The organism is Sedimentibacter sp. B4, assembly GCF_000309315.1.
GTDB classification, from domain to species: Bacteria; Bacillota; Clostridia; order Tissierellales; family Sedimentibacteraceae; genus Sedimentibacter; species Sedimentibacter saalensis.
In genome coordinates this window covers 1-7,633 of the sequence record NZ_CANG01000907.1, presented here as the reverse complement: position 1 = coordinate 7,633, position 7,633 = coordinate 1, and the positions used below count along the sequence as shown (strand labels likewise).

The window sequence follows — 7,633 nt, the reverse complement described above, 5'->3', positions numbered from 1 at the left end:
GGGTTAGGGCATAAAAAAAGACTGCATTTTTCACAGTCTCATTTCGGCTATTAATTTGCTTTAACTTGTTGTACAAGGCTTGTGAATCCAGCTGGATCATAAACTGCCATTTCAGACAACATTTTTCTGTTGATTTCTATGTTGTTAGTTTTCAAAAGATTTATGAATTTGCTGTATGACAAACCGTTTTGTCTAGCTGCAGCGTTGATTCTTGCAATCCAAAGCTGTCTGAATTCTCTCTTTCTTAACTTTCTTCCTACATATGCATATGACAGTGATTTCATTACTGCCTGGTTAGCTGTTTTATATAATTTACTCTTTGCTCCGTAGTATCCTTTAGCAAGTTTCAATACTTTTCTATGGTTTTTCTTAGCATTTACAGCTCTTTTAATTCTTGCCATTTTGTTTTCCTCCTGTGTCCAATCTTATTAATATGGTAGTATTTTACTGATTCTGTCCATGTCTGCACTTGATAATAATGTGCTTTTTCTTAAGTTTCTTATAGATTTAGAAGCTTTTTTCCCTGTAAAGTGATTTTTTCCAGCTCTAGACCTCTTAATTTGTCCACTTCCAGTTTTAGAAAATCTTTTTGCCGCTGATCTGTTAGTTTTTACTTTTGGCATAACAGTTCCTCCTTAATGTTATTTTTTTGGTGCTAAAAACATTGTCATGTTTTTGCCCTCAACTATTGGTAATTTGTCTATAGTAGAATATTCAGATGTCATCTCAGCAAACTGCATCAACACAACTCTTCCTGCATCCATGTGTCCGAGCTCTCTTCCTCTGAAACGCACAACTACTTTTACCCTGTCGCCGTCTTCAAGGAATTTCGACGCATTCTTTGCCTTAACAGCAAGGTCATGTTCCTCAATATTCGGAGTCATTCTGATTTCTTTTATATTGATTACTTTTTGCTTCTTCTTAGATTCTTTCTCTTTTTTAGCCTGAGCGTACTTGTATTTTCCGTAGTTCATGATTCTGCAAACCGGAGGTTCTGCAGTTGGTGATACATTCACCAGATCCAGTTTCTTGGTTTCTGCAATCTTCAATGCCTCTTTTGTACTGATTACGCCCAGCTGGCTCCCATCAGAGTCAATGACTCTTACTTCCTTTTCACGAATTTGTTCGTTAATTTGAAGTTCTTTTATAATTTACACCTCCTAAGTATAAACTGAAACTTATTTCCTGCTTTATTATTTATAAAATAAAAAAGACAGCCCAATCACCGCTATCTTAAACAACACAAAGTAAGTGTATGTATTTATTAACCATACTGGCAGTAATAATAACGCCGTAAGGTGAGAAGCGGTCACTTCTTCTTGAATCCTTATTTAGTATATACAACATTACAATAATTGTCAACAATTATTTATTATAAAATGTTATAAGTTTTTTGGTTATGGAAATGATAATTTCATCATCATTATAACATAACATCATGAGGAGGTAAAATGAAAAAAAATAAATATTTATTTTAACAATTTCTTTTGTTGTATATAATATTATTATTTTAATAGTATCAGATAAATATTCCATACCGTTAATATTTTTTCTGCCCATGCTTTTATATGCTGCTTTTATGATAAAATCCATGAAAAGATCAGGCAAAAAAAACGACAACAGCTCAAACATGTTCCCTGAAGAGTCAAATGAAACTGTGTCTTCAACAACCTATTTTGAAAAAAAGAAAACCGAAGAGCCGAAAATACAAATTGGATTTGATGATGTTGCAGGTCTTGAGGAAATCAAGGATGATTTAATGGATGTCATTGATTTTTTAAACAATGAAGACAAATACAAATCCATGGATGCAAAAGTTCCAAGAGGAATACTCTTGTACGGTCCTCCGGGAACAGGCAAGACTTTAATTGCTAAGGCTATTGCAGGAGAAGCAAAAGCAACATTCATATATTCAAGCGGTTCTGAATTCGTTGAAAAATATGTTGGTGTTGGAGCAAAAAGAGTAAGGATGATATTTGAACGAGCAAGAAAAGAAGCTCCCAGCATCATATTCATAGATGAAATTGATGCTCTTGGTGCCAAGAGAAACTCTGAAAGCAACAATGAAAAAGACCAGACATTAAACCAGCTGTTAATAGAACTTGACGGTTTCAACAACACGAGCAATGTAATTGTTGTTGCTGCAACCAACCGCATGGATTTGCTTGATGAAGCACTACTGAGGCCGGGACGTTTTGACCGCAAAATTTATGTGGGTAACCCCAATTACTATTCAAGGCTGAAAATTCTAGAAGTGCACACAAAGAACAAACCTCTTGACAAAAAAGTACTTCTTAAGGACATTGCCACAAAGACTCATGGTTTTTCAGGCGCACAGCTTGCAAACATTGCAAACGAAGCCGCTCTTAAAGCAATAAAAGACAAAAGCAAAAAAATAAACAGCGAAAACTTTGAATTTGCAATTGAAAAAGTTGCTGCTGGACTTGAAATCAGGCATTCAACTGTTTCAGAAAAAGAAAAAAGGATAGTTGCCTACCATGAAGCAGGTCATGCAGTTGCAGCTAAAATTCTAAACATCGACAAGGTGCAGAAAATATCCATAATACCAAGAGACAAGGCTTTGGGGTATGTTTTGAAATTCCCCACAGAAGACAAATACTTATATACTAAAAAGGAACTGTGCGATAAGGTTGCAGTACTTTTAGCCGGAAGAGCTTCCGAAGAAGTGTTCTTAGGTGAAGTATCTACGGGAGCTTCCAATGACATAAAAGAATCCACAAACATTGTGTATGAAATAATCTGCAGCTACGGCATGGGTAAAAACACACAGAATACATGTATAGATGAAAGGGTCTTCAAATATTATCTTGACAGCATAAAAGATGAAGTTGCAGACATGATAAAGGAAACATATGAACGAGCACTACACACCATAAGGGAAAACAAGCAGGTTGTTGAAAAGGTGGCAGAATACCTCATTAAAAATGAAACAATGAATGCAGACCAGCTTGATGAACTCATGGAAGACACAAAGAAGAAAAAAGTGCTAGTTTAATTCAATGAAGAATTAAGAGCTAATAAAAATGAAGAATTAAGAGTTAAGAGTGAAGAATTAAATGAAAAAACTGGACGGCTTTGACGTCCAGTTTCAATTAATTCTTAATTATTAAATCTTCATTCTTAATTATTTAAGGTAGTCCATTGGTTGAGTTCTTACACCGTTTATTCTGACTTCAAAGTGAAGGTGATTTCCGGTTGAATATCCTGTTGAACCTACAGCCGCAATTGTTTCGCCTCTTGAAACTGCTTGTCCCTTGCTTGCATATAATTTTGAGCAATGGCCATACAATGTTGCAATTCCGCCGCCATGGTCAACTATTATGTAATTTCCGTATGAATAATGCCATCCTGCAAAAATTACTACTCCGTCATTTGCCGATACTATTGCTGTTCCGTAAGGAGCTGCTATATCTGTTCCTCCGTGACTAGACCAAACACCTGTTATAGGGTCAGCTCTTCCACCAAAGTTTGATGTCACTCTGTATTGTCCAGGAACAGGCCATGCCATTTCGCCGCCTGCGTACTCAACTGCTCGCTGAGCTGCTATAATGTCTTTTTCAATCTGAGCAGACTGTGCTTCCATGGCAGCTTCCTGTCTTTGAATTTCTGCTAAATTGCTTTGAAGTTTTGACATATATGTTTCTTTTGAACGCGAAGCAATTTCAACTTCATTTTGCTTTGCAGCCAATTGGTTTATAACTTGAGTAAGTTCAAGTCTTTCTGTTTCCTGAGAAACTTTGAGTTCTTCAACTTCTGTCTTTTGTTCACTTATGCTTTTCAACAAATCAATGTCGCTTTGAACTATGAGCTGAATCATGTCAAGCCTTGTGAGCGCATCAACCAAATCTTCAGAATTCAATATTACTTCCATATAACCTGATGTTCCCTGTTTGTACATAACTCTTAATCTATCTTCTAAAATTTCATTGTTTTTGTCGATTTCATTGTTGAGTTCAGCGATTTTCTGTTCGGACTCAGCGATTTTCATTGTTATTTCCTGCTTTTCAAGCTCATAGCTGTCAGTTTCCAATGTTAAAGCTCTGATTTCACCATCCAAGACATCTATTTCCTGCTGTACGCTTTTCTTTTCGCCCTTAAGAGCATCAGCCTGTTTTCTTATATTAGCAATCTGTTTTTCGATTTGCTGCTGCTTGTACTGTAAATCTGCAATACTTCCCCCTGCTGCAGCCGGAAATAAACTTAACACAGTTACCATGAGCAATGTAAAAGCTATACTTTTTCTAAACATGACACACCCCTATACACTCAAGAATTTTTTCAATGAAACAAGGCTTCCTAATATTCCAATGCCTATTCCTATGGTTAAAAATATTATTATCAAATCGTTGAGAATCATCTCAACTCCGACCATGTATCCGGAAATTCCAGATAAAAGCGCCACATAACGGCCTGCAAGATAGTTGATAATATAGTTGTATCCAAGTGAAATTATTAAAATTGCCACCAGTGAACCAATAAGACCAAGCAAAATGCCTTCTATCATAAAAGGTCCTCTAACATATCCGTTTGTTGCTCCAATATACTGCATCAGCTCTATTTCCTTATGTCTGTTAAGCACTGTAATTTTAATTGTGTTGGAAATAATGAAGATACTTATCAACAAAAGCATTATTATAAGTCCTGCTCCCAACCTCTTTACAAAGTCAGCAATTTTTATGAGGCTGTTTACAGCATCCTTGTAATATTGCACATCCTCGACGCCTTCAAATGTCTCAATCTTTGAAATTACCTGCTCAGACATTGAAACATCTTTAAGCTGCACAATATAAGTGTTTGGCAGAGGATTCACCCTCAAACCTTCCAGGAGAAACGAATCCTTTCCCCAATCTTCCTTAAGCTTGTCCAGGGCATAGTCCTTGGTCTGGAAAGCAACTCCTAGCACACCATCTATTTCCTTGAACGAATCGCCCATTTCCTTAATCTGATCTTCACTGATATCATCATCCAGGTAGACCGCTATTTCATCAAATGTTTCCTTTGTTACCAATGCAACATTGTTCACATTTAAAACTACTATAAGCACAAATCCAAGTATTATTAATACTGCTGTAACAGATCCAACGGAAGCAAGTCCCATCATTCTGTTTCTCCACATGCTTTTTAATGCCTGTTTGAATATATATTTAATTTTCTTTGGGTTCATCTGTATATCCCCCTGCTTTGATATCTCTGATAATGACTCCGTGTTTAAGCTCAATGACTCTTTTCTGGTAGCGTGTAACTATTTCCCTGTCATGAGTTGCCATTATAACTGTTGTCCCTCTTTTATTAATTTCTGTGAGGATTTTCATGATTTCCTTTGATGTTTCCGGGTCAAGATTTCCCGTGGGCTCGTCTGCAATTATGGTCTCAGGCTTGTTAATAACTGCCCTGGCTATGGCAACTCTTTGCTGCTCACCGCCTGACAGCTCGTCCGGATAATATTTTGCCTTGTCGCTTAAACCAACCATACTAAGCACCAATGGAACTTCACGCCTAATGCTTTTTGCGCTGCAGCATATCATTTCCATTGCAAATGCCACATTCTCATAAACCGTCATTTTAGGAAGAAGACGATAGTCCTGAAAAACAAAGCCAATTTTACGCCTGTACTCGGCAACACTTCTTTTTCTTATTTTGTTTATGTCAAGTCCGTTGTAATTAATTGTTCCTTCGCTTGGAGAAATTTCTCTTAGCAACAATTTTATGAGAGTACTTTTTCCTGCGCCGCTTTTTCCTACTATGAATATAAATTCGCCTTTATCTATTTTTAAGTTAATATTCTTAACTGCTGTAAATTCTTTTTTATATGTTTTTGAAACGTTATTAAATTCTATCACTGTTCCACCTCTTACCACTTACTATTATATAACACATTTTGACAAAATTACAACTATTATTATTCTATTTTACTTTATTTTTGCATAAAATGAAATGTTTATTTTTGGTTATACCAAAAAAATTTGACATATAAAAACGAACTTTGTAATTATGCATAAAAAAAGATAAGTTCTTAAAATCAACGACACAAATTGCATAATGCTATCAGCACAACAACTTTTCGTTGACTTAAGAACTTACCTTCAATTAATCTTATAATTTTTAATTCTTAACTCTTAATTCTTAATTGCATTTTTAACTCTTAATTCTTAATTGCACTTAGTTTTTGTATTCTTTTTCTAAAATAACCTTTTGAGGAAGTTCTGTCATATCTGTCTTAACTACCGTGAAAGGATATGTAAGAATCTGTGCTGTCACATCACCGGGCTTCGGATCAGTGTATTCTGCATATACGGTCAGCACCTGTTCCCCTTCTTCATTGCTTAAAGTGAGTTTGTCGATTTCAACGTCATATCCGGCTGTGCTCTTTTCGCCTCTTGTTACAACCACATAAATTTCATCGTTGATTCTGCATACCAGAGCCTTTTCCTTCATTCTGTAATTAGGAAGAACTTCACTGATTTGTCTTGGTATATTTTCCGGTTCAATGCTTTCAAAGTTCACATCCTGTGCACCCTTTCCTCTGAAGTATCTGAAAAAAAACAAAAATAGCAGCTATAAAAACAACAATCGCAACTGCAGTAACTATTTTTTTCATAAACATCCCCCTATATATATATTTCTTTATATTTTATTCTGATGTTTATGATTTATGCTAAAATAGCCACAGTTTGTTTACAAAATGTGATAATAAAGTATTTGACATCTAAGCTTGTCTTTAAGTATAATTTTATATAAGAAAGGAGTTGAAAATATGTCTTGCGATTGTAATGAATTTCAGAATTTAACAGCTAATTTGCAGCTTTTGAATAAAAGCATACTGGATATTGTCACTAAGCTGGATGAACAGACTTCAATGCTCAACAGAGCTGTATTTAAATCTGCAACACACTGCGGCTGCATTGAAATACATGCAACTAAACAGCTATATTCACCGTCTAAAACACTGGAGGAAAATCAGCTGGACTTGGATACTCATATAGAAGGAAATCTATGTCCTAAATGCAGAGATAAAATAGAAGAAGAAATGGGTGAACTATTATTTTATATTGCGTCCATGTGTGAAGCCCTTGATCTTGATTTTGAAAGCATAATGGCCAAGAAATTCGACCATCTTAAAACCTTGGGTATATACAACCTTCTTTAATACAATTAATAATGACGAATTAAGAATTAATAATTTTGAGATATAAAAAAACTTAGGCATGCCTAAGTTTTTTGTTGAAGTTATTCTTAATTCTTAACTCTTAACTCTTAATTTTAAAAGTTAGCCTATTGTTACAAGAGGATCTCCAGTGCTCACTGTTGTTGATTTTGAAGTATGGATTTTATTAACAACTCCATCCTTAGGAGACACAATTTCGTTTTCCATTTTCATTGCTTCAAGAATCAATACAATGTCTCCGGCCTTTACAGTCTGACCTTCTGTAACTTTAATATCAAGAATTGTTCCAGGCATTGGTGCTGTCAAAAGCTCTCCTGAAACCGGTCCCGAAGGAGCAGGAGCTGCTTTTGGTGCTGGGGTAGCCACTGCAGGGGAAATCTGCGGAGCCGCTGCCGGCGCCTGTACTGCTGGTGATTGTTGTACAGGAGCATATGTGAATCCACCCTG

General features: G+C 35.8%; 10 protein-coding genes and 1 other annotated feature. Of the genes, 2 read left to right on the top strand and 8 right to left on the bottom strand.

Translation table 11 applies throughout. The annotated features are described in order from the left end of the window. Positions 1–50: 50 nt before the first annotated feature. Genes rplT through infC form a run of 3 tightly spaced genes read right to left on the bottom strand, consistent with a single transcriptional unit; the run spans position 51 to position 1,097 of the window. On the bottom strand, positions 51–401 hold the full coding sequence (gene rplT / locus BN358_RS14915; protein WP_019229348.1) for a 50S ribosomal protein L20: 351 nt from the start codon (positions 399–401) through the stop codon (positions 51–53). A gap of 27 nt (positions 402–428) precedes the next feature. Then, positions 429–623 (bottom strand): 50S ribosomal protein L35, encoded by a 195-nt coding sequence (gene rpmI / locus BN358_RS14910; RefSeq protein WP_019229347.1) that lies wholly within the window; start codon positions 621–623, stop codon positions 429–431. Positions 624–641: 18 nt separating this feature from the next. Next, entirely contained in the window at positions 642–1,097 is a 456-nt protein-coding gene (infC, locus tag BN358_RS14905; RefSeq protein ID WP_232233338.1) for a translation initiation factor IF-3, read from the bottom strand. A 102-nt stretch (positions 1,098–1,199) separates the two neighbouring features. Beyond that, positions 1,200–1,327 (bottom strand) — a sequence feature (ribosomal protein L20 leader region). Positions 1,328–1,591: 264 nt separating this feature from the next. On the opposite strand from infC, the gene BN358_RS14895 reads away from it, so the two are divergent. Continuing rightward, entirely contained in the window at positions 1,592–3,016 is a 1,425-nt protein-coding gene (locus BN358_RS14895; protein ID WP_019229344.1) for an ATP-dependent metallopeptidase FtsH/Yme1/Tma family protein, read from the top strand. Between the two features lie 129 nt (positions 3,017–3,145). On the opposite strand, the gene BN358_RS14890 is transcribed toward BN358_RS14895, so the two are convergent. The 4 genes from BN358_RS14890 to BN358_RS14875 all read right to left on the bottom strand — a co-directional run bounded on the left by BN358_RS14890 (position 3,146) and on the right by BN358_RS14875 (position 6,525). Continuing rightward, entirely contained in the window at positions 3,146–4,270 is a 1,125-nt protein-coding gene (locus BN358_RS14890) for a murein hydrolase activator EnvC (RefSeq protein ID WP_019229343.1), read from the bottom strand. 9 nt (positions 4,271–4,279) lie between these two features. Then, entirely contained in the window at positions 4,280–5,185 is a 906-nt protein-coding gene (gene ftsX, locus BN358_RS14885; RefSeq protein WP_019229342.1) for a permease-like cell division protein FtsX, read from the bottom strand. Beyond that, complete coding sequence (gene ftsE, locus BN358_RS14880) at positions 5,166–5,861, bottom strand: cell division ATP-binding protein FtsE (RefSeq protein ID WP_019229341.1); 696 nt, start codon at positions 5,859–5,861, stop codon at positions 5,166–5,168. The genes ftsX and ftsE overlap by 20 nt, the downstream gene beginning before the upstream one ends. A 319-nt stretch (positions 5,862–6,180) precedes the next feature. Further along, a complete protein-coding gene (locus BN358_RS14875; protein ID WP_019229340.1) occupies positions 6,181–6,525 on the bottom strand; it encodes a protease complex subunit PrcB family protein in 345 nt (114 codons plus the stop codon). Positions 6,526–6,775: 250 nt separating this feature from the next. Between BN358_RS14875 and BN358_RS14870 the strand changes: the two genes are divergently transcribed. Continuing rightward, positions 6,776–7,168, top strand: a complete 393-nt coding sequence (locus tag BN358_RS14870; protein ID WP_019229338.1) for a hypothetical protein — start codon at positions 6,776–6,778, stop codon at positions 7,166–7,168. Positions 7,169–7,288: 120 nt separating this feature from the next. Here BN358_RS14870 and BN358_RS14865 read toward each other — a convergent pair. Further along, on the bottom strand, positions 7,289–7,633 hold a 345-nt coding region (locus BN358_RS14865), incomplete at its 5' end, for a biotin/lipoyl-containing protein (protein WP_019229337.1).

What these genes read in the sequence shown, in the direction of transcription:
- rplT (WP_019229348.1), bottom strand. Translation starts at nt 401, where the DNA reads ATGGCAAGAATTAAAAGAGCTGTAAATGCTAAGAAAAACCATAGAAAA.
- rpmI (WP_019229347.1), bottom strand. Translation starts at nt 623, where the DNA reads ATGCCAAAAGTAAAAACTAACAGATCAGCGGCAAAAAGATTTTCTAAA.
- BN358_RS14895 (WP_019229344.1), top strand. Translation starts at nt 1,592, where the DNA reads ATGAAAAGATCAGGCAAAAAAAACGACAACAGCTCAAACATGTTCCCT.
- BN358_RS14890 (WP_019229343.1), bottom strand. Translation starts at nt 4,270, where the DNA reads ATGTTTAGAAAAAGTATAGCTTTTACATTGCTCATGGTAACTGTGTTA.
- ftsX (WP_019229342.1), bottom strand. Translation starts at nt 5,185, where the DNA reads ATGAACCCAAAGAAAATTAAATATATATTCAAACAGGCATTAAAAAGC.
- BN358_RS14870 (WP_019229338.1), top strand. Translation starts at nt 6,776, where the DNA reads ATGTCTTGCGATTGTAATGAATTTCAGAATTTAACAGCTAATTTGCAG.